The sequence below is a fragment of the Pseudomonas sp. P1_F7 genome (assembly GCF_056405655.1).
In genome coordinates, this window is record NZ_JBFUBR010000010.1 from 186,943 (window position 1) to 207,811 (window position 20,869).

General features: G+C 58.0%; 23 protein-coding genes and 1 tRNA gene. 20 read left to right on the plus strand and 4 right to left on the minus strand.

All coding sequences use genetic code 11. The features are described from left to right. Positions 1–351 precede the first annotated feature (351 nt). From AC1D1M_RS16300 to AC1D1M_RS16310, 3 genes are all read right to left on the minus strand, one after another. On the minus strand, positions 352–1,353 hold the full coding sequence (locus tag AC1D1M_RS16300; RefSeq protein ID WP_477776440.1) for a hypothetical protein: 1,002 nt from the start codon (positions 1,351–1,353) through the stop codon (positions 352–354). Between the two features lie 663 nt (positions 1,354–2,016). After that, entirely contained in the window at positions 2,017–2,346 is a 330-nt protein-coding gene (locus AC1D1M_RS16305) for a hypothetical protein (RefSeq protein WP_477776441.1), read from the minus strand. A gap of 194 nt (positions 2,347–2,540) precedes the next feature. Continuing rightward, positions 2,541–2,625, minus strand: a tRNA-Leu gene (locus AC1D1M_RS16310). A 108-nt stretch (positions 2,626–2,733) separates the two neighbouring features. On the opposite strand from AC1D1M_RS16310, the gene queA reads away from it, so the two are divergent. The 6 genes from queA to AC1D1M_RS16340 all read left to right on the plus strand — a co-directional run bounded on the left by queA (position 2,734) and on the right by AC1D1M_RS16340 (position 8,833). Next, positions 2,734–3,798, plus strand: coding sequence for a tRNA preQ1(34) S-adenosylmethionine ribosyltransferase-isomerase QueA (queA, locus tag AC1D1M_RS16315; RefSeq protein WP_477776442.1), 1,065 nt, complete (start codon positions 2,734–2,736; stop codon positions 3,796–3,798). Between the two features lie 14 nt (positions 3,799–3,812). After that, entirely contained in the window at positions 3,813–4,928 is a 1,116-nt protein-coding gene (tgt, locus tag AC1D1M_RS16320) for a tRNA guanosine(34) transglycosylase Tgt (protein WP_477776549.1), read from the plus strand. Positions 4,929–4,971: 43 nt separating this feature from the next. Beyond that, positions 4,972–5,307: a preprotein translocase subunit YajC gene (yajC, locus tag AC1D1M_RS16325; RefSeq protein ID WP_007982729.1), complete on the plus strand. Its 336-nt coding sequence runs from the start codon at positions 4,972–4,974 to the stop codon at positions 5,305–5,307. Positions 5,308–5,371: 64 nt separating this feature from the next. Further along, positions 5,372–7,240 carry a protein translocase subunit SecD gene (secD, locus tag AC1D1M_RS16330; protein WP_477776443.1) on the plus strand — a complete coding sequence of 623 codons (1,869 nt, stop codon included), beginning with the start codon at positions 5,372–5,374 and terminating at the stop codon, positions 7,238–7,240. Positions 7,241–7,249: 9 nt separating this feature from the next. Next, positions 7,250–8,164, plus strand: coding sequence for a protein translocase subunit SecF (gene secF / locus AC1D1M_RS16335; protein ID WP_477776444.1), 915 nt, complete (start codon positions 7,250–7,252; stop codon positions 8,162–8,164). 120 nt (positions 8,165–8,284) lie between these two features. Beyond that, entirely contained in the window at positions 8,285–8,833 is a 549-nt protein-coding gene (locus AC1D1M_RS16340; RefSeq protein ID WP_150728289.1) for a glycine zipper 2TM domain-containing protein, read from the plus strand. 251 nt (positions 8,834–9,084) lie between these two features. Here the strand turns inward: AC1D1M_RS16340 and suhB are convergent, their stop codons facing one another. Beyond that, the gene (gene suhB, locus AC1D1M_RS16345) at positions 9,085–9,903 is read right to left on the minus strand and encodes a type III secretion system regulator SuhB (protein WP_007982736.1); all 819 of its coding nucleotides are present in this window, start codon (positions 9,901–9,903) and stop codon (positions 9,085–9,087) included. Positions 9,904–10,049: 146 nt separating this feature from the next. On the opposite strand from suhB, the gene trmJ reads away from it, so the two are divergent. The 14 genes from trmJ to AC1D1M_RS16415 all read left to right on the plus strand — a co-directional run bounded on the left by trmJ (position 10,050) and on the right by AC1D1M_RS16415 (position 20,869). Then, entirely contained in the window at positions 10,050–10,820 is a 771-nt protein-coding gene (gene trmJ / locus AC1D1M_RS16350; protein WP_477776445.1) for a tRNA (cytosine(32)/uridine(32)-2'-O)-methyltransferase TrmJ, read from the plus strand. A gap of 2 nt (positions 10,821–10,822) precedes the next feature. Then, entirely contained in the window at positions 10,823–11,599 is a 777-nt protein-coding gene (cysE, locus tag AC1D1M_RS16355) for a serine O-acetyltransferase (RefSeq protein WP_477776550.1), read from the plus strand. A 197-nt stretch (positions 11,600–11,796) separates the two neighbouring features. Continuing rightward, positions 11,797–12,288 carry a Fe-S cluster assembly transcriptional regulator IscR gene (iscR, locus tag AC1D1M_RS16360; RefSeq protein WP_003227911.1) on the plus strand — a complete coding sequence of 164 codons (492 nt, stop codon included), beginning with the start codon at positions 11,797–11,799 and terminating at the stop codon, positions 12,286–12,288. Between the two features lie 50 nt (positions 12,289–12,338). After that, on the plus strand, positions 12,339–13,553 hold the full coding sequence (locus AC1D1M_RS16365) for an IscS subfamily cysteine desulfurase (protein WP_477776446.1): 1,215 nt from the start codon (positions 12,339–12,341) through the stop codon (positions 13,551–13,553). A gap of 101 nt (positions 13,554–13,654) precedes the next feature. After that, positions 13,655–14,041, plus strand: coding sequence for a Fe-S cluster assembly scaffold IscU (gene iscU, locus AC1D1M_RS16370; protein ID WP_007982746.1), 387 nt, complete (start codon positions 13,655–13,657; stop codon positions 14,039–14,041). Between the two features lie 34 nt (positions 14,042–14,075). Further along, positions 14,076–14,399, plus strand: coding sequence for an iron-sulfur cluster assembly protein IscA (iscA, locus tag AC1D1M_RS16375; RefSeq protein ID WP_003227904.1), 324 nt, complete (start codon positions 14,076–14,078; stop codon positions 14,397–14,399). A gap of 8 nt (positions 14,400–14,407) precedes the next feature. After that, positions 14,408–14,929 (plus strand): co-chaperone HscB, encoded by a 522-nt coding sequence (gene hscB, locus AC1D1M_RS16380; protein WP_007982749.1) that lies wholly within the window; start codon positions 14,408–14,410, stop codon positions 14,927–14,929. A 51-nt stretch (positions 14,930–14,980) separates the two neighbouring features. Continuing rightward, a complete protein-coding gene (hscA, locus tag AC1D1M_RS16385; protein ID WP_477776447.1) occupies positions 14,981–16,843 on the plus strand; it encodes a Fe-S protein assembly chaperone HscA in 1,863 nt (620 codons plus the stop codon). A gap of 2 nt (positions 16,844–16,845) precedes the next feature. After that, positions 16,846–17,187: an ISC system 2Fe-2S type ferredoxin gene (fdx, locus tag AC1D1M_RS16390; protein WP_007982752.1), complete on the plus strand. Its 342-nt coding sequence runs from the start codon at positions 16,846–16,848 to the stop codon at positions 17,185–17,187. Positions 17,188–17,201: 14 nt separating this feature from the next. After that, entirely contained in the window at positions 17,202–17,402 is a 201-nt protein-coding gene (iscX, locus tag AC1D1M_RS16395) for a Fe-S cluster assembly protein IscX (RefSeq protein WP_007973999.1), read from the plus strand. Positions 17,403–17,490: 88 nt separating this feature from the next. Continuing rightward, positions 17,491–17,916 (plus strand): nucleoside-diphosphate kinase, encoded by a 426-nt coding sequence (gene ndk, locus AC1D1M_RS16400; RefSeq protein WP_007903599.1) that lies wholly within the window; start codon positions 17,491–17,493, stop codon positions 17,914–17,916. A 28-nt stretch (positions 17,917–17,944) separates the two neighbouring features. Continuing rightward, complete coding sequence (rlmN, locus tag AC1D1M_RS16405; RefSeq protein ID WP_477776448.1) at positions 17,945–19,087, plus strand: dual-specificity RNA methyltransferase RlmN; 1,143 nt, start codon at positions 17,945–17,947, stop codon at positions 19,085–19,087. 16 nt (positions 19,088–19,103) lie between these two features. Continuing rightward, on the plus strand, positions 19,104–19,862 hold the full coding sequence (pilW, locus tag AC1D1M_RS16410) for a type IV pilus biogenesis/stability protein PilW (RefSeq protein ID WP_477776449.1): 759 nt from the start codon (positions 19,104–19,106) through the stop codon (positions 19,860–19,862). Next, a complete protein-coding gene (locus tag AC1D1M_RS16415; protein ID WP_477776450.1) occupies positions 19,862–20,869 on the plus strand; it encodes a RodZ domain-containing protein in 1,008 nt (335 codons plus the stop codon). The genes pilW and AC1D1M_RS16415 overlap by 1 nt, the downstream gene beginning before the upstream one ends.

Below are 20,869 nucleotides of genomic sequence, written 5' to 3' on the forward strand. Positions count from 1 at the left end.
ACTGCATCATTGTACGAGGGCGTTGATCTATTTTTTAATAGCCTAGCCTAAAGCAATGCTCGACGCTAGCAACATCTATTCATTGATTAAACAATATCTAGAGCATGGCAAATAACGGTTTTTCACCAATTTTTACACCTATGCTACGAATAGTCCTCGGTTTCAAAGATAGAACTATGACTGTTTTTGCGCGCATCATGCAGGTGTCGATCGTCCACCATTGGCCGATTGTTGCCTGTAGTTAAGGGCGGTAATCAGTCCTAAGCAGTCGTTTGCCAACGTCTGCTTAGGGTTGATTTCTGATTTCTGCGGCTCGCTTCACCTGCTCTGTGCCGCCGAATCTATTGCAACTTAGGCCTCTTCGAACGCTTCGGCAATTCCGTCAACTTCAGCAATAATTTCCTCCCAAGGCCATCTCACAGTAGCGTAGCGGCGATAGAGCAACAGTTGACGATCCACTACGCTTATGAGTTCGTTCTGTGAGTCATAGGCCAACACAAGGCCGCGACCATCACTATCAACTTGCAGTTCTGGGAATTTCATCAAAATTGACTTTAAATTTGGTAATTGGATCCGACTCTGGCGAGCATGGGCCACAGCGTGAATACTTTTCGCACTGTAGCCATCTGTAAGAGATTTATCATCCGCAGTCATGATGGCTGCTATGGCATGAGCGTAAATGCCTGTTGCGTTTTTTCTTGTTCGTATACCTTCACTCACGCGTCGGGCAAAAGTCTGATACAGCTGATTAAGTTGGTCCGCGACATGCATTGCTGCATCTTGAATCTTGCCAGTATTATCTAAGAGTATTTCTGTACCTTCATCTGCCGCTTCGGTAATGCCCAGTTCGTCGTCTATATACCGGAGTGCGAGTTTTTGAAGTAAACCTACGCTGCCATACGAGATCTCAGCTAAAAGAGTACTAATCTCACTTTTCATTCTGAGGCGGAGAGCTCTACAGCCTTTATTTAACACTTGGCATAGCTCAGCTTCTGACCAGCTTACAGAAAGCTCTTCCATGCGGTCCGACAGGTCGGAATTCAACGTAATCAACATGTTGGAGCTAATCCAAACACCCACTACAACCACGAATGTGTGATAGTCCCAAAGCGTTTTTAGATCGAACGCAAATTTCCGTTGCTCGGATTCAGGCAGGTAGTGGAAGTCCTCAATTACCAGGGTTTTTCCTGACTCTCGAATGAGCGCTGCAACAAATTCTAGGTCAGACGCATCTTTCCCTACCGGTTTGTCTTTCGTCGATTGCTCATTTGCATATGTCGCCTCACCTGCTCCCTGTACTTTGGCTAAAAGCTTAAACCGGCTTCGCCAGACGCTGATAGTTTTCCGCCCCACTTGGTGGCAGAGGTCTGCTCAACTTCAAGTCTAATATCAAGTCTTGCCAGTGCGTCCCGGTAAATATCTATGATCGTGTACTGAAAACGGCATTGAACTACAATAGTATCTTTCTATACTCGTTGCCGTAACCAGGATTTTCCCGACTTAGAGGCGCCCCGAATGGCAACATGGGTTTGCTTTCTTTCGAGCAGCTTTTTTAAAGCTTGGTCGAGATTCCCTCGATCTACGTACGAATGCTCCCGCAATGCGGGCTGGATACCAAACACTTCATGAACGTTCATAGCAGCTCCCATGTGATGCGGGCATCCTATCGCCTCCACTAGCCTAGTGGCAATTAGCCGCATTGTTCAACCGGCTCGTCTGTGAGAGTCGACAGCTGGTAAAAGGGGTAAATGCCACCAGCTTAGATCTGGAAGGCCAGCTACCACCGGGAATGTATGCCCGATACTTTATCGGTCGATCTGGCAATCGGTGGGCTTGGACCGACGATTCATTGGAGCGGATTTAGGGCAAAGCCGGGTCCGGGTTTGGCCATAGCAGGCCCATGAGGGATGTGGGAAAAGGGGGCGGGAAAAGGAGGCAGATTTATTATTGGATAAGGCGGGGGAGCAATGTCGGTCCGTTTATCGGGTGCTAACTTTTTAGGTCGCCCGCCATCATTTATTGGATGTCTTTCAGATAATCCTTGAGCGTGATGAGTGGAGCATCAAGCTGGTCCATTGTCTGAATATTGGCAAATTCACCCGCCAACCTCCGCAACTCCCGCCCCAACGGCTTATCCACGCCACCAATGGCTTCCAACGCCAACCCCACACACTCATCCACCTTCACCTGAATCGCCTCAACATCCCCCCGCCGCACCAGCAATTCAAACACATCCCGCTGGTAGTCGCTCATCACCAGATCGTCACGCAAAATCGGGCTTGAATCTTCCGATTCATAAGCCAGCTTGAGGGAGAAGAGGGCGACGGTTTCCAGTTGCAATTCCATGGGGGGAATCCTTGTGAAATGTTCCGCGGGGTGAAGGGTAGAAGAGAAGCAGGATCAAAAGATCGCAGCCTTCGGCAGCTCCTACAGGTCAGCGCGTTGTCAGTAGAGTGTTAGCGCGTTATCAGCGGGGTGTCGGTGGGTGCTTTTTTGCGGACGAAAAAAAAGGCCTTGCAAAGCAAGACCTTTCTTAATTTTGGTGCCCCGAGGGAGACTCGAACTCCCACTCCTTTCGAAAACGGATTTTGAATCCGCCGCGTCTACCAATTCCGCCATCAGGGCTCAATGGCGGCGAAGTATAGAGATGAGATAACCGCTGGTCAATCAGGTACATGGAGAATTTTTGATATTTCCGCTAGACTTCCCGGCCCTGCTAGACGACACCCCATCATGCGCGTTGCTGACTTTACCTTCGAGCTCCCTGATTCGCTGATCGCCCGCCATCCGTTGGCCGAGCGGCGCAATAGTCGCCTGTTGACCCTGGATGGGGTCAGCGGCGCCCTGGCACACCGTCAATTCACTGATTTGCTGGAGCATTTGCGCCCCGGCGACTTGATGGTGTTCAACAATACCCGGGTGATTCCGGCGCGGCTGTTTGGCCAGAAGGCTTCCGGCGGCAAGCTGGAAATCCTGGTGGAGCGGGTGCTCGACAGTCATCGCGTGCTGGCCCATGTGCGTTCCAGCAAGTCGCCGAAGCCTGGGTCGAAGATCCTCATCGACGGCGGTGGCGAGGCCGAGATGCTGGCGCGGCACGATGCGTTGTTCGAGCTGGGGTTCACTGAGGAGGTGTTGCCGCTGCTCGACCGCGTCGGGCACATGCCGCTGCCTCCTTATATAGACCGCCCGGATGAAGGCGCCGACCGCGAGCGTTACCAGACCGTCTACGCCGAGCGTTTGGGCGCGGTGGCGGCGCCGACGGCGGGGCTGCATTTCGATCAGGTGCTGATGGAGGCGATTGCCGCCAAGGGCGTCGAGACTGCGTTCGTGACCTTGCACGTCGGCGCTGGCACGTTCCAGCCGGTGCGCGTGGAGAAGCTCGAAGATCACCACATGCACAGCGAATGGCTGGAAGTCGGCCAGGACGTGGTCGATGCCGTTGCCGCCTGCCGCGCGCGCGGTGGTCGTGTGGTGGCGGTGGGGACTACAAGTGTGCGTTCCCTGGAAAGCGCCGCCCGCGATGGCGTGCTCAAGCCGTTCAGTGGCGACACCGACATTTTCATCTTCCCGGGCCGGCCGTTTCATGTGGTCGATGCCCTGGTCACCAACTTCCATTTGCCCGAATCCACGCTGTTGATGCTGGTTTCGGCGTTCGCCGGTTATCCCGAAACCATGGCCGCCTACAAGGCCGCCGTGGAGAACGGTTACCGCTTTTTCAGCTACGGTGATGCGATGTTCATCACGCGTAATCCTGCGCCGACTGCCCCTAAAGAATCGGGCCCAGAGGAAACAGTATGAGTCGCACCTGTCGTATGTCTTTCGAGCTGCTGGCCACTGATGGCAAGGCTCGTCGTGGTCGTTTGACCTTCCCGCGCGGTACCGTCGAGACCCCGGCCTTCATGCCGGTGGGCACCTACGGCACGGTCAAGGGCATGCTGCCACGGGATATCGAGGCGACTGGCGCTGAAATCATTCTGGGCAACACCTTCCACCTGTGGCTGCGCCCAGGCACGGAAGTGATCAAGAAGCACGGCGACCTGCATGATTTCATGCAGTGGAAAGGCCCGATCCTGACCGACTCCGGCGGTTTCCAGGTGTTCAGCCTGGGCGCCATGCGCAAGATCAAGGAGGAGGGCGTGACCTTCGCTTCCCCGGTCGACGGCGCCAAGGTGTTCATGGGCCCGGAAGAGTCGATGCAGGTCCAGCGTGACCTGGGCTCCGACATCGTGATGATTTTCGACGAATGCACACCGTATCCGGCTGATGAAGACGTCGCCCGTGTTTCCATGGAATTGTCCCTGCGTTGGGCCAAGCGTTCGAAAGAAGCCCATGGCGAGAACACGGCGGCGCTGTTCGGCATCGTTCAGGGCGGCATGCACCAGGACCTGCGCATGCGCTCCCTGGAAGGCCTCGACAAGATCGGCTTCGACGGTCTGGCCATCGGCGGCCTGTCGGTGGGCGAGCCCAAGCACGAAATGATCAAGGTGCTGGATTACCTGCCGGGCATGATGCCGGCTGACAAACCTCGTTACCTTATGGGCGTTGGCAAACCGGAAGACTTGGTTGAGGGTGTGCGCCGCGGTGTGGACATGTTCGATTGCGTGATGCCAACCCGTAATGCCCGCAACGGGCATCTGTTTATTGATACCGGCGTGCTGAAGATCCGTAACGCGTTCCATCGCCATGATGATTCGCCGCTCGATCCGACCTGCGATTGCTATACCTGCCAGAACTTCTCCCGCGCTTACCTGCATCACCTGGACAAGTGCGGCGAAATGCTGGGGAGCATGCTCAATACCATCCATAACTTGCGTCATTATCAAGTGCTTATGGCTGGTTTGCGCGAGGCTATTCAACAGGGTACATTGGCCGCCTTTGTCGATGCCTTCTACGCCAAACGCGGGCTTCCCGTGCCGCCTTTGGACTGAGTTTTCTGACCCCAAGATTCAACATTTGCAACTGGAGTGCTAAATGAGCTTTTTTATCTCTAATGCCATGGCTGACGCCGCTGCACCTGCTGCGGGCCCAATGGGTGGCGGCTTTGAGTGGATTTTCCTGGTCGGTTTCCTGGTCATCTTCTACCTGATGATCTGGCGTCCACAGGCCAAGCGCGCCAAAGAGCAGAAAAACCTGCTGAGCAGCCTGCAAAAGGGCGACGAAGTTGTGACCACCGGCGGCATCGCCGGCAAGATCACTAAAGTGGCCGACGATTTCGTCGTTCTGGAAGTTTCCGACACCGTCGAAATGAAATTCCAGAAAGGCGCCATCGCCGCCACGCTGCCAAAAGGCACGCTCAAAGCGATCTAAGTTTCAACTTCATCTTCAATCGACGGGGCGCGCAAGGCGCCCCGCGTCATAAACGGGCGGCGTGATGCTGAACAAATATCCTCTGTGGAAATACATTCTGATCCTGGCGGTGCTGGCGATTGGTCTGATTTATTCCGCTCCCAATCTTTATCCTGATGACCCGGCCATTCAGGTCAGCGGTGCAAGCACTGCGCTGCAAGTCAATCAGGCTGATCTGGATCGTGTGAGCGCTGCGCTCAAGGAATCCGGGATCAACGTCAAGGCTGCCACGCTGGCTGCCGGCGGCAAGGGCGGGCTGATCCGCCTGACCAAGGCTGAAGACCAGCTGCCAGCCAAGGACGTCGTGCGCAAGGCATTGGGTGATGACTACGTCGTTGCACTGAACCTGGCGCAAACCACCCCGCAATGGTTGCGCAACCTCGCTGCGCACCCGATGAAGCTGGGTCTGGACTTGTCCGGTGGTGTGCACTTCCTGCTGGAAGTGGACATGGATAAAGCCCTCGATGCACGCATGAAAGTCTACGAAGGCGACGTCAAGAGCCTGCTGCGTAAAGAGAAGCTGCGCTATCGCAGCCTGCCGCAACTGGGCGGTGCCATCCAGCTGGGCTTCGCTGATGAAGACAGCCGTGAACAGGCCCGTTCGATCATCCGCAAGAATTTCAACGATTTCGACATTGTTCCGGCCGACCTCAATGGCCAACCGGTACTGCGTCTGGCGATGACCCCGGCCAAGCTGGCGGAAATCCGTGAATACTCCATCAAGCAGAACTTGACCACGGTACGTAACCGCGTCAACGAGCTGGGTGTTGCCGAACCGATCGTCCAGCGTCAGGGCGCCAACCGCATCGTGGTTGAGCTGCCGGGCGTGCAGGACACCGCTGAAGCCAAGCGTATCCTCGGCAAGACGGCCAACCTTGAGTTCCGTCTGGCCGCTGAGCCTGGCGCTTCGAAAGCCACTTCCGAGGAATTCGAGTTCCGCGAAGGCAAGCGTCCTCCGGCGCTGATCGAGCGTGGCCTGATCATCACTGGTGACCAGGTAACCGACGCCAAGGCTGGCTTCGGCGAGCACGGTACGCCGGAAGTGAACATCCGTCTGGACGGTCACGGCGGCGAGCTGATGAACCGTGCGACCCGTTCGAACGTGGGTCGCAGCATGGCGGTGATCTTCATCGAGCAGCGTCCGGTTACCACCTACACCAAGCAAATGGTCAACGGCGTCGAGAAAGACGTGCCGGTTCAGACCTTCAAGGAAGAGAAGAAAATCATCAGCCTGGCGACCATCCAGTCGCCGCTGGGTGCGCAGTTCCGCATTACCGGCCTGAACGGCCAGGGCGAATCGTCCGAACTGGCGCTGCTGCTGCGTGCCGGTGGTCTGGCTGCACCGATGTACTTCGCTGAAGAACGCACCATCGGCCCAAGCCTGGGTGCCGACAACATCACCAAGGGTATCGATGCATCGCTGTGGGGCATGCTGTTCGTCTCGCTGTTCATCATGGCCATCTACCGCTTCTTCGGCCTGATCGCCACCGTCGCTCTGGCGGTGAACATGGTGATGCTGCTGGCCCTGATGTCGCTGCTGGGTGCAACGCTGACCCTGCCGGGTATCGCCGGTATCGTGTTGACCATGGGTATGGCGGTCGACGCCAACGTGCTGATCTTCTCGCGGATCCGTGAAGAGATCGCCGCCGGCATGACCGTGCAGCGCGCAATCAACGAAGGCTTCGGTCGGGCATTCACCGCGATTCTCGACGCCAACCTGACCACCTTGCTGGTCGGCGGCATCCTCTTTGCCATGGGCACCGGCCCGGTCAAGGGCTTCGCAGTGACCATGTCCCTCGGGATCTTTACCTCGATGTTCACGGCCATCATGGTGACCCGCGCGATGGTCAACCTGATCTTCGGCGGTCGTGACTTCAAGAAGTTGTGGATTTAAGGGGCTGCCATGTTACGTACAATCAACTTCATGGGCGTTCGCAACTTTGCGTTCGGCGTCACATTGTTCCTTACCGCGCTGGCAATGTTCAGTGTCTTCCATAAGGGCATGAACTGGGGTCTGGACTTCACCGGCGGTACGCTCATCGAGCTGACCTACGAGCGTCCGGCAGATGTCACCAAGGTGCGTGAGCAGCTGGTGACCGCGGGTTATCACGAAGCCATCGTGCAGAACTTCGGTGCAACCACCGATCTGCTGGTGCGCATGCCTGGCGAAGACCCGCAACTGGGTCACCAGGTAGCCGAAGCCTTGCAGAAGGTCGGCGGCGAGAACCCGGCGACGGTCAAGCGCGTCGAGTTCGTCGGCCCGCAGGTGGGTGAAGAGCTGCGCGACCAGGGCGGCCTCGGCATGCTGATGGCGCTGGGCGGCATCCTGATCTACCTGGCTTTCCGCTTTCAGTGGAAGTTTGCGGTCGGTGCGATCGTGTCCTTGATCCACGACGTGATCGTGACCATCGGTATCCTCTCGTTCTTCCAGATCACCTTCGACCTGACGGTGCTGGCGGCGGTACTGGCGATCATCGGTTACTCGCTCAACGACACCATCGTGGTATTCGACCGGGTTCGTGAGAACTTCCGTGTACTGCGCAAGGCCAGCCTGATCGAGAACATCAACATCTCGACCACGCAAACCCTGCTGCGGACCATGGCGACTTCGATCTCCACCTTGCTGGCGATCGCGGCCCTGCTGTTCTTCGGTGGCGACAACCTGTTCGGCTTCTCCATCGCCTTGTTCATCGGTGTTCTGGCGGGTACTTACTCGTCGATCTACATCGCGAACGTGGTGCTGATCTGGCTGAACCTGAGCACCGAGGATCTGATTCCTCCGGCCAATACCGAGAAGGAAGTCGACGACCGTCCTTGAAGGAAAAATCCTTAAGCGATGTAGTCCAAAAAGGCGCGAGTTGAACTCGCGCCTTTTTTTGTGCTCCAAGGCAGGGAGAAGCGCGGACATGTTCCGCATGTGATGGTCCAGGAGGTTCATGTGAACAAGTCGATGCTGGTTGGTGCTGTACTGGGTGCTGTCGGTGTGACTGCCGGGGGTGCTGTGGCCACCTACAGCCTGGTTAAAAGCGGCCCGGAGTACGCACAAGTACTCGCCGTTGAGCCGGTCAAGACACAAATCAAGACTCCACGTGAAGTGTGCAAGGATGTAGCGGTCACCCGGCAGGCGCCGGTGAAAGATCAACATCAGATCGCCGGTACGGTGGTCGGTGCATTGGCAGGTGGTTTGCTGGGTAACCAGATCGGTGGCGGCACCGGCAAGAAGATCGCCACGGTCGCGGGCGCTGTCGGTGGTGGTTATGCCGGTAACAAGGTGCAGGAGGGCATGCAAGAGCGTGACACCTACACCACGACCCAGACCCGCTGTAACACGGTTAACGACATCAGTGACAAGGTTGTAGGTTACGACGTGCGGTATTCGCTGGATGGCAAGGAAGGCAAAGTGCGCATGGATCGTGATCCGGGCAACCAGATTCCGGTGGATAAGGAAGGCAAGTTGATCCTGTCTGAGAATCAGGCGGCTCAGTGATCCGCTGATGCCGGATTAAAAAAGAAGCACCCTGCGGGGTGCTTTTTTTGTGCCCGCGATTTATGCATCACCGCCAACCCTCTGTGGGAGCGAGCTTGCTCGCGATGACGGTGTCACATTCAGCATATGAGGTGACTGATACCCCGCTATCGCGAGCAAGCTCGCTCCCACAGGGGGTTGTAGTGTTTTGAAGGGCGATTTTCAGGCATAAAAAAAGCACCCCGAAGGGTGCTTTCTCTGTCGCTGGAAGCTTAGCGCTTCAGCGAGGCTGGCAGGTGCGGCTGGATGGCCGTCAAAACTGCCTTGAAGCATTTGGTGTTACCAGCAACGACGTGGCCTTTCTCAAGGAAGTCGTGACCGCCGGTGAAGTCGCTCACCAAGCCGCCGGCTTCCTGGATCAGCAGGGCGCCTGCAGCCATGTCCCACTCGGACAGGCCCGACTCCCAGAAAGCGTCGAAACGGCCGGCAGCCACGTAGGCCAGGTCCAGGCTCGCCGAACCTGCGCGGCGGATGCCGGCAGTCTGGCCAACCAGGGCGCGGAACATGCCCAGGTAGTTGTCGAGGTTGTCCATCTGGTCGTCACGGAACGGGAAGCCGGTACCCAGCAGGGCGCCGTCGAGGCTAGTGCGACCGCTGACACGCAGGCGACGACCGTTCAGTTGAGCGCCGCGACCACGGCTGGCGGTGAATTCTTCCTGGCGAACCGGGTCCAGAACAACAGCGTGCTCCAGGCGACCGCGGTATTTGCAGGCGATGCTGACAGCGAAATGAGGAATGCCGCGCAGGAAGTTGGTGGTGCCGTCCAGTGGATCGATGATCCACAGGTACTCTTCGCCTTCGATGCCGGTGCCGGCGTGCATGCCGGTCTCTTCACCCATGATCGAGTGATTCGGGTAGGCCTTGCGCAGGGCGTCGATGATTTTCTGTTCGGCGGCACGATCCACCTCGGATACGTAATCCTTGGCGTCTTTTTCGTCGACCTTGATGGTGTCCAGGCGCTCGATGGAGCGGAAGATCAATTCACTGGCGCTGCGGGCGGCGCGCAGCGCGATATTCAGCATGGGCTGCATGGATGTGTCACCTAAGGTTGTTAAAGAAAGCCGGGCATTCTATCAGAAAGTTTCTACAGGAGAAGGACGACGTTCGCTTTCATGGCTTAACGGTAGCTAGCGCTGTAAGATTCTGCTCCCGATTATTGTGTTCGAGAGCGCCTCCCTTGCTGCAAAACATTCGTGTCGTCCTGGTCAATACCAGCCATCCGGGCAATATCGGCGGGGCTGCGCGTGCCATGAAGAATATGGGGCTGTCGCGGCTGGTGCTGGTCGAACCTCGTGTGTTCCCGCATCACGAGGCCGATGCCCGTGCCTCCGGTGCCGGGGACATCCTTGAAAACGCGCAAGTCGTCGCCACCTTGGAAGATGCCTTGGTCGGCTGCAACCTGGTGCTTGGCACCAGTGCTCGCGACCGGCGCATCCCTTGGCCGCTGCTCGATCCCCGCGAATGCGGTACGAAGGTGGTCGAGGAAGCCGGGCAGGGGGCCCAAATCGCCCTGGTGTTCGGTCGTGAAGACTCGGGCCTGACCAACGAAGAGCTGCAGCGATGTCATTATCACGTGCACATCCCATCAGACCCTGAGTTCAGTTCGCTGAACCTTGGGGCGGCGGTGCAGGTGTTGGGTTATGAAGTGCGTATGTCCTGGCTGGCGGCCCAAGGTCAGCCGAGCAAGGTCGAGAAGGAAGAAGTGGCTTCGGTCAAAAGCGCTGAGCTGGCGACCATGGACGAACTGGAACGATTCTATGAGCACCTGGAGCAGACCTTGGTGGCCATCGAGTTCCTCGATCCGGAAAAACCACGGCACTTGATGGCGCGCCTGCGCCGGTTGTACGGACGCAGCTCGGTCAGCCGGGCGGAAATGAATATTTTGCGTGGCATCCTCACGGAAACCCAGAAAGCGGCCCGTGGTGAGCTCCTTAAACGGAAGGATTAATGATGTTCGAGCGTTTGCGTGAAGATATCCAGAGCGTATTCCACCGAGACCCGGCGGCGCGTAACGCTTTTGAAGTCCTGACTTGCTACCCGGGTATGCACGCCATCTGGATTCACCGTTTGTCGGCGACCCTGTGGCGCGCGGACCTGAAATGGCTGGCGCGGCTGGTGTCGAACTTCGGTCGCTGGTTGACCGGGATCGAGATTCATCCTGGGGCCAAGGTGGGGCGTCGCTTCTTCATTGACCATGGCATGGGCATCGTCATCGGTGAAACTGCCGAGATTGGCGACGACGTGACTATTTATCAGGGCGTGACCCTTGGCGGCACCAGTTGGAATAAAGGCAAGCGTCACCCGACGCTGGGCGATGGCGTAGTGGTCGGGGCGGGCGCGAAGGTGCTCGGCCCGTTCACTGTCGGTGCCGGGGCCAAGGTGGGTTCCAATGCGGTGGTGACCAAAGAAGTGCCGCCGGGCGCCACTGTGGTGGGTATTCCGGGGCGGATCATCGTTAAATCCGATGTCGAGCAGGATGCCAAGCGCAAGGCCATGGCCGAGAAGATTGGCTTCGATGCCTACGGCCTCAGCGAAGACATGCCTGACCCGGTGGCGCGTGCCATTGGTCAGCTGCTTGATCACCTGCAGGCGGTCGATGGGCGTCTGGAGGGGATGTGCGGGGCGTTGAAGGATCTGGGCAGTAATTACTGTGCGAAAGATCTGCCTGAGCTGCGTGAAGAAGACTTCGCCTGTGTGAAGGACAAGGATCAGAGCCAGGCCAGTTGATACCTTTGTAGGAGCTGCCGCAGGCTGCGATCCTTTGATTTTGCTCTTTTGGGGGCGAAGATCAAAAGATCGCAGCCTGCGGCATGATGCGCCCGCTCTTTTGCGGGTAAACCTGACTAAAGTACTAGGTCTAATAGTTGACTTAAATACTCGGGAATTGCATACTCGCCTCATTCCGAACTCCGTGGTAATTGTCCATGCGACTGACTACAAAAGGCCGATACGCCGTGACTGCCATGCTCGACCTGGCATTGCACGCGCAGCACGGGCCCGTGTCCCTGGCCGATATCTCCGAGCGCCAAGGCATCTCCCTGTCCTACCTCGAACAGCTTTTCGCCAAGCTGCGCCGCAGCAACCTGGTGTCCAGCGTGCGCGGTCCGGGCGGTGGCTACCAATTGTCCCGCGACATGCAGGGCATCCAGGTCGCCCAGGTGATCGATGCGGTGAACGAATCGGTCGATGCAACCAAATGCCAAGGGCAGGGTGATTGCCATTCCGGCGACACTTGCCTGACTCACCACTTGTGGTGCGATCTGAGTCTGCAGATTCACGAATTTCTGAGCGGTATCAGCTTGGCTGATCTTGTGACTCGCCGTGAGGTGCAAGAAGTAGCCCAGCGTCAGGATCAGCGCCGTTGCAACAGCAAGGCGCCACGCCTGGACAAGATTGAAGCGTCCGCCGTCGAATGACAGCCGAAGAGCTAGCGGCACGCCAGCCAGCCTGATTTAGGAGATAGTCCATGAAATTGCCGATTTACCTTGATTACTCTGCGACCACCCCGGTTGATCCGCGTGTTGCGCAAAAGATGAGTGAATGCCTGCTGGTCGACGGAAACTTCGGTAACCCGGCGTCCCGTTCCCACGTGTTCGGCTGGAAAGCCGAAGAGTCCGTCGAAAACGCCCGTCGTCAGGTCGCTGACCTGGTCAACGCCGATCCGCGTGAAATCGTCTGGACCTCCGGTGCGACCGAATCCGACAACCTGGCAATCAAGGGTGCGGCGCATTTCTATGCCACCAAAGGCAAGCACCTGATCACCACCAAGATTGAGCACAAGGCTGTCCTCGACACCATGCGCCAACTGGAGCGTGAAGGTTTCGAAGTGACCTACATCGAGCCTCGTACCGATGGCCTGGTGACCCCTGAGATGATCGAAGCCGAACTGCGCGACGACACCATCCTGGTTTCGGTCATGCACGTAAACAACGAAATCGGCACCATCAACGACATCGCAGCGATCGGCGAACTGCTCCGTTCCAAGGGCATCCTGTTCCACGTCGACGCCGCTCAGTCCACCGGCAAGGTCGAGATCGACCTGCAGAAGCTGAAAGTCGACATGATGTCGTTCTCCGCCCACAAGACCTACGGTCCTAAAGGCATCGGCGCCCTGTACGTAAGCCGCAAGCCGCGCGTACGTATCGAAGCGACCATGCACGGTGGCGGTCACGAGCGCGGCATGCGTTCGGGCACCCTGGCGACCCACCAGATCGTCGGCATGGGTGAAGCTTTCCGCGTAGCCAAGGAAGACATGGCTGCCGAAAACGCACGCATCAAGGCGTTGAGCGAGCGTTTCTACAAGCAGGTAGAACACCTGGAGGAGCTGTACGTCAACGGCAGCATGGCCGCCCGCGTTCCGCACAACCTGAACCTGAGCTTCAACTACGTTGAAGGCGAGTCGCTGATCATGGCGCTCAAGGATCTGGCGGTATCGTCCGGTTCGGCCTGCACCTCGGCATCGCTTGAGCCTTCGTACGTACTGCGCGCCCTGGGCCGCAACGACGAACTGGCACACAGTTCGATCCGTTTCACCTTCGGCCGATTCACTACCGAAGAAGAAATCGACTACGCCGCGCAGAAAGTCTGCGAGGCCGTTACCAAGCTGCGCGCTTTGTCGCCGCTGTGGGACATGTACAAAGACGGCGTCGATATCTCGAAGATCGAGTGGGCGGCACACTAACGATAGAAGCCGCCGGATACAGGACCTGTAGCAGCGCGGCGATAAACGCAGCGTAACTGCAGGGCCTCAAGAGCGGCCCTGATGAGTGAGGATTGAGAATCATGTCTTACAGCGAAAAGGTCATCGACCACTACGAAAACCCGCGCAACGTCGGCAAGATGGACGCGGAAGATCCTGATGTCGGCACCGGCATGGTCGGCGCTCCGGCGTGCGGCGACGTGATGCGCCTGCAGATCAAGGTCAACGACGCCGGCATCATCGAAGATGCCAAGTTCAAAACCTACGGCTGCGGTTCGGCTATCGCTTCCAGCTCCCTCGCCACCGAGTGGATGAAGGGCAAGACCCTGGACGAAGCGGAAACCATCAAGAACACTCAGCTGGCTGAAGAGCTGGCCCTGCCGCCAGTGAAAATTCACTGCTCGGTACTTGCTGAAGACGCCATCAAGGCGGCTGTTCGCGATTACAAGCAGAAGAAAGGCTTGATCTGATTTTCGAGTTTTGGCGACGAGTAAGGAGTCACCGATGGCTATCAGCATGACAGAAGCGGCTGCTCGACACGTGCGGCGCTCCCTCGATGGGCGCGGCAAAGGTGAAGGGATTCGTCTGGGTGTTCGCACCACGGGCTGTTCCGGCCTTGCCTACGTGCTGGAGTTTGTCGACGAGGTGGTTGCAGAGGACCAAGTGTTCGAAAGTCACGGCGAAAAAGTGATCATCGACCCGAAGAGCCTGGCCTACCTGGACGGCACCGAGCTCGATTTCGTCAAGGAAGGGTTGAACGAAGGCTTCAAGTTCAACAACCCCAACGTGCGCGGTGAATGTGGCTGCGGCGAAAGCTTCAACATCTGAGGCTTGTCGTGGGTACTCCTTGTCATTTCGCTTTATTCGAGCTGCAACCGAGTTTTAACCTGGACCTCGATCAGCTGGCTACGCGCTATCGCGAGCTGGCGCGCGGCGTTCATCCGGACCGCTTTGCCGACGCTTCCGAACGCGAACAACGGTTGGCCCTGGAGCAATCGGCGAGCCTCAACGAGGCCTACCAGACGCTCAAGAGTCCGCCCAAGCGCGCGCGCTACCTGCTCGCCTTGAATGGTGGCGAGCTGCCGCTGGAGGTCACGGTGCATGATCCGGAGTTCCTGCTGCAACAGATGGAGTTGCGCGAAGAGCTCGAAGACCTGCAGGACAGCGCCGACCTCAATGGCGTTGCCGTCTTCAAGCGTCGCCTGAAGGCAGCCCAGGATGAACTGAACCAAAGCTTCGCAGCTTGCTGGAATGATGCTGCGCAACGTGAGCGGGCCGAACGCCTGATGCGGCGCATGCAGTTCCTCGACAAGCTCACTTACGAAGTGCGCCAGTTAGAAGAGCGCCTCGACGATTAACCCAGTGCCGCTCCGGTCGCACGCCTGATATACAGATAAGTCCTGATAACGATGGCCCTACTGCAGATCGCCGAACCCGGCCAAAGTCCTCAACCGCACCAGCGTCGTCTGGCTGTGGGGATCGACTTGGGCACTACCAATTCGCTGGTCGCTGCGTTGCGCAGTGGTCTTTCCGAGCCTCTGGCCGATGCAGAAGGGCGGGTTATCCTGCCGTCTGCCGTGCGCTACCACGCCGATCGCGTCGAGGTGGGCGAATCCGCCAAACTGGCTGCCGCTACCGATCCCTTGAACACCGTGCTGTCGGTCAAGCGCTTGATGGGTCGTGGTCTGTCCGACGTCAAGCAATTAGGCGAGCAACTGCCGTACCGCTTTGTCGATGGCGAGTCGCACATGCCGTTCATCGAGACGATCCAGGGCCCGAAAAGCCCGGTCGAAGTCTCTGCCGATATCCTCAAGGTCCTGCGTCAACGCGCTGAAGCGACCCTGGGCGGTGAGCTGGTGGGCGCGGTGATCACCGTTCCGGCCTATTTCGACGACGCTCAGCGTCAAGCCACCAAGGATGCGGCCAAGCTGGCTGGCCTCAACGTGCTGCGTTTGCTCAATGAGCCGACCGCGGCGGCGGTGGCTTACGGTCTGGACCAGCACGCCGAAGGCCTGGTCGCCATTTATGACCTGGGCGGCGGTACCTTCGATATTTCGATTCTGCGCCTGACCGGCGGTGTCTTCGAAGTTCTGGCTACCGGCGGCGACAGCGCCCTGGGCGGTGATGACTTCGACCACGCGATCGCTGGCTGGATCATCGAGAGCGCTGGTCTGTCCGCCGACCTTGATCCGGGTGTGCAACGCAACTTGCTGCAAACCGCCTGTGCCGCGAAAGAAACCCTGACCGATGCTGCGGCTGTTGAAGTTGCCTATGGCGACTGGAAAGCCGAACTGACCCGCGAAGCCTTCAATGCGCTGATCGAGCCGATGGTTGCGCGCAGCCTGAAAGCCTGCCGTCGTGCGGTGCGTGATTCCGGTATCGAGCTGGAAGACGTGCATGCCGTGGTCATGGTTGGTGGTTCGACTCGCGTTCCTCGCGTTCGTGACGCCGTCGCGGAAGCCTTCGGTCGCCAGCCGCTGACTGAAATCGACCCGGATCAAGTGGTAGCCATCGGTGCTGCGATCCAGGCCGATACCCTGGCCGGCAACAAGCGCGACGGTGGCGAATTGCTGCTGCTCGACGTGATTCCGCTGTCCCTGGGGCTGGAAACCATGGGTGGCCTGATGGAGAAGGTGATTCCGCGTAACACCACCATCCCCGTCGCTCGCGCCCAGGACTTCACTACTTATAAAGACGGCCAGTCGGCCATGGCCATCCACGTATTGCAGGGCGAGCGTGAGCTGATCAGCGACTGCCGCTCCCTGGCACGCTTCGAGCTGCGCGGGATTCCGGCGATGGTTGCGGGCGCGGCGAAGATTCGCGTGACCTTCCAGGTCGATGCCGATGGTTTGCTCAGCGTATCGGCCCGCGAACTGGGTTCGGGCGTCGAAGCCAGTATCCAGGTCAAACCGTCCTACGGCCTGACCGACGGCGAAATCGCCAGGATGCTCAAGGATTCGTTCCAGCACGCCAATGACGACAAGGTTGCCCGCGTACTGCGCGAGCAGCAGGTCGACGCCCAGCGCCTGATCGAAGCGGTGCAGGCCGCTCTGGAGGCTGATGGCGAGCGTTTGCTCGACGCCGAAGAGCGTCTGGTCATTGATCTGCAGGTGCAGGAACTGACCGAACTGATGAAAGGTACCGATGGTTACGCCATCGAGCAGCAGACCAAGCGTCTGTCGCAAGTGACCGACGCCTTTGCTGCCCGCCGCCTGGACTCGACGGTGAAAGCCGCGCTGGCGGGGCGCAACCTGAATGAGATTGAGGAATAACGATGCCGCAGGTCATTTTTCTGCCACACGAGAAGTTCTGCCCCGAAGGCATGGTTGTAGAGGCTGAGACCGGTACGTCCATCCTCGAGCTGGCCCATGAGCACCATATCGAGATGGAAAGTGCCTGTGGCGGTGTGTGCGCCTGCACCACCTGCCACTGCATCATCCGCGAGGGTTTCGACTCGCTGGAAGAGGCTGACGAGCTGGAAGAGGACTATCTTGACAAGGCATGGGGGCTGGAAGCTCAATCGCGCCTGGGCTGTCAGGCCAAGGTCGGTACCGAAGACTTGACCGTCGAAATTCCGAAGTACTCGCTCAACCACGCAGCCGAAGCAGCGCACTGATTCAAGGAATTGTCATGAAACTCAAGTGGACTGATGTGCTGGAGATCGCGATCCAGCTGGCTGAAAGCAAGCCCGACGTGGACCCTATGTCGGTCAACTTCGTCGATCTGCGTAAATGGGTGATGGAATTGCCCGATTTCGACGATATGCCTGAGCATTGTGGCGAGAAGATCCTGGAGGCCATTCAGGCCCACTGGATCGAAGAACGCGACTGAGCCACGCTGCAGGTTAGGCAATACCCAAGAACCCGCGTATAATTCGCGGGTTTAATTTTTCGTAAATTACCGTTTCTGGAGTTACACCATGGCTGTTCAACGTACTTTCTCCATCATCAAGCCTGACGCTGTTGCAAAAAACGTTATCGGCGAGATCACCACTCGTTTCGAAAAAGCTGGCCTGCGCGTTGTAGCTTCGAAACTGAAGCAACTGTCCAAGGCTGAAGCTGAAGGCTTCTACGCTGAGCACAGCGCTCGTGGTTTCTTCAACGACCTGGTTGCTTTCATGATCTCCGGTCCGGTTGTCGTTCAGGTTCTGGAAGGCGAAAACGCTATCGCTCTGAACCGTGAGCTGATGGGCGCTACCAACCCTAAAGAAGCTGCTGCCGGCACCATCCGCGCTGACTTCGCTGATTCCATCGACGCCAACGCTGTGCACGGTTCGGACTCCGAAGCCGCTGCCGCTCGCGAAATCTCGTACTTCTTCGCAGCTACTGAAGTAACCACTCGCTAAGCATTGGCTTAAGAGTGAAGGTGAATCCATGACTACATCGACTGTAAAAACTAACCTGCTGGGTCTGACTCAGCTGGAAATGGAAAAATTCTTCGACTCAATCGGGGAGAAGCGTTTCCGTGCCGGTCAGGTAATGAAATGGATTCACCACTTTGGCGTCGATGATTTCGATGCCATGACGAACGTCAGCAAGGCCTTGCGCGAAAAGCTCAAGGCTGTTGCTGAGGTCCGTGGTCCGGAAGTGGTCAGCGAGGACATCTCCAGCGATGGCACCCGTAAGTGGGTGGTGCGCGTGGCGTCCGGTAGCTGCGTCGAGACCGTGTACATTCCCCAGGGCAAACGCGGCACCTTGTGCGTTTCGTCCCAGGCAGGCTGTGCCCTGGATTGCAGTTTCTGCTCCACCGGCAAGCAAGGCTTCAACAGCAACCTCACCGCCGCCGAAGTCATCGGTCAGGTGTGGATTGCCAACAAATCCTTTGGCAGCGTCCCGGCAACCGTCGACCGTGCCATCACCAACGTGGTGATGATGGGCATGGGTGAGCCGCTGCTGAACTTCGACAACGTCGTCGCGGCCATGCATTTGATGATGGACGACCTGGGCTACGGCATTTCCAAGCGCCGTGTGACCCTGTCGACCTCCGGCGTGGTGCCGATGATCGATGAGCTCTCCAAGCACATCGACGTCTCCCTGGCGTTGTCCCTGCACGCACCGAATGACGCATTGCGTAACCAATTGGTGCCGATCAACAAGAAGTATCCGCTTAAGATGCTGCTCGAGTCGTGCCAGCGCTACATGTCGAACCTCGGCGAAAAGCGCGTGCTGACCATCGAGTACACCTTGCTCAAAGATATCAACGACAAGGTTGAGCACGCAGTGGAAATGATCGAGCTGCTCAAGAACATCCCTTGCAAGATCAACTTGATCCCGTTCAACCCGTTCCCGCACTCCGGGTATGAGCGTCCGAGCAATAACGCGATTCGTCGTTTCCAGGATCAGCTTCATCATGCCGGGTTCAACGTCACCGTCCGCACCACCCGTGGTGAAGACATCGACGCGGCCTGTGGTCAATTGGTTGGGCAGGTGCTGGATCGCACCCGTCGCAGCGAACGTTATATCGCCGTGCGTGAACTCAACGCCGAAAACGATGTAGCGCAAGACGCCGCGAAATAACCGAGAGAGGATCTCTATGTCCCTGCGCTTTGCGCTGCTTTTGCTGTTGGCCAGCCTGTGTGCTGGCTGTGTGCTTTCGGGCGACTACAACCCGATGAAGACCAGCAAGGGCCGTGATGAAGCGCGGGAGGCGTACGTTCAGTTGGGTATCGGGTATTTGCAGCAGGGGATGACCGAGCGCGCCAAGGTCCCGTTGAAAAAAGCATTGGAACTGGATGGCTCCGACCCTGATGCCAACGCGGCGCTGGGGCTGGTGTTCCAGGCCGAAATGGAGCCGGAACTGGCCGATGAGCATTTCCGCAAGGCGCTGTCTTCCCGTCCCGCCGATGCACGATTCCTCAATAACTACGGCAGTTTTCTGTTCGAGCAGAAACGTTACAAGGAGGCCTACGAGCGCTTTGAACAAGCCGCAGCCGATACCCTGTATCCTGAGCGTTCGCGGGTGTTCGAGAACCTGGGCATGACCGCTGCGATGCTCGGTCAGCGCGATCTGGCCCGGCAGCAACTGGAAAAAGCCCTGCGCCTGAACCGCCAACAACCTCGCGCATTGCTGGAAATGGCTGAGTTGTCTTACGAAGACAGGCATTATGTGCCCGCGCGTGACTATTACGACCGTTTTAGCCAGCTCACTGAACAAAATGCACGTAGTCTATTGCTCGGCGTTCGGCTGGCAAAAGTGTTTGACGACCGCGACAAGGCCGCCAGTGCAGGCCTGCAACTTAAAAGACTCTATCCCGGTACACCGGAATATCAGCAATACCTGTCGGAGCAATGATGAAAGCGGCGCATCCCGAAGTTGTAGCAGCGAATCGCGTTAACCCCGGTGAGACTTTGCGCCAGGCCCGCGAAAGCAATGGCTGGTCGCTGGCCGAAGTGGCCCTCAAGCTCAACCTCACTGCTACTTCCCTGAGCAATCTGGAAGCCGGCGCTTTCGACAAGCTGCCTGGGCATACTTTTGCCCGCGGTTATATTCGTGCCTATGCCAAATTGCTCGGCATGGACCAGGCCGTTCTGGTCCGGCAGTTCGATCAATCCACCGGCACCGACTCCCAGGGCAGCAACGTCCACAGCCTGGGCCGTATTGAAGAGCCGGTCCGGGTTTCCCACACCATTTTGCGTATTGTCAGCCTGCTATTGCTGATCGCTGTGATCGGTGGCGGTTTTGTCTGGTGGCAGGACCAGACCTCGATGCGCACCAAGGACCTGATCGGCCTGGCTCCGGAGCACGTTGAAGTCGAAGGCGCCGACGGTACGACACAGATTCATCCGCTGGACGAGCCGGAAGACCAGGCTGTCGTGGAAGGTCAGACCGAGGGTGGAACCGCCCTCGCGCTGCCACAGGCCGACGCTCCGGCTGAAGCACCAGAGCAGGCTCAGGCGACTGCGCCAGCCGCCCCTGCAGCGCCGACCACACCAGCCGCGCCCGCTCACACCACGCCGGCAACTCCGGTTCCGGCAGCTCCTGCCGTCCCGGCCCCTGTGGTGACTGCACCGGTAGCCCCTGTCGCTCCTGCTCCAGCGGTAGCCGCGCCAGTGGCCGGTCAAGGCCAGGTTCAGGTGCAGTTCACCGCCGATTGCTGGACACAAGTGACCGACGGTAGCGGCAAGGTGCTGTTCAGTGGTCTCAAACGCAAAGGCGACAGCCTGGCAGTCAATGGCAAACCACCGTTTGCCGTGCGTCTGGGCTTTGCCCGCGGCGCTCAGGTCAGCTACAACGGCCAGCCGGTTGATGTCGCTCCGTTCACCAGTGGCGAGACTGCTCGCCTGAAGTTGGGTCAATAA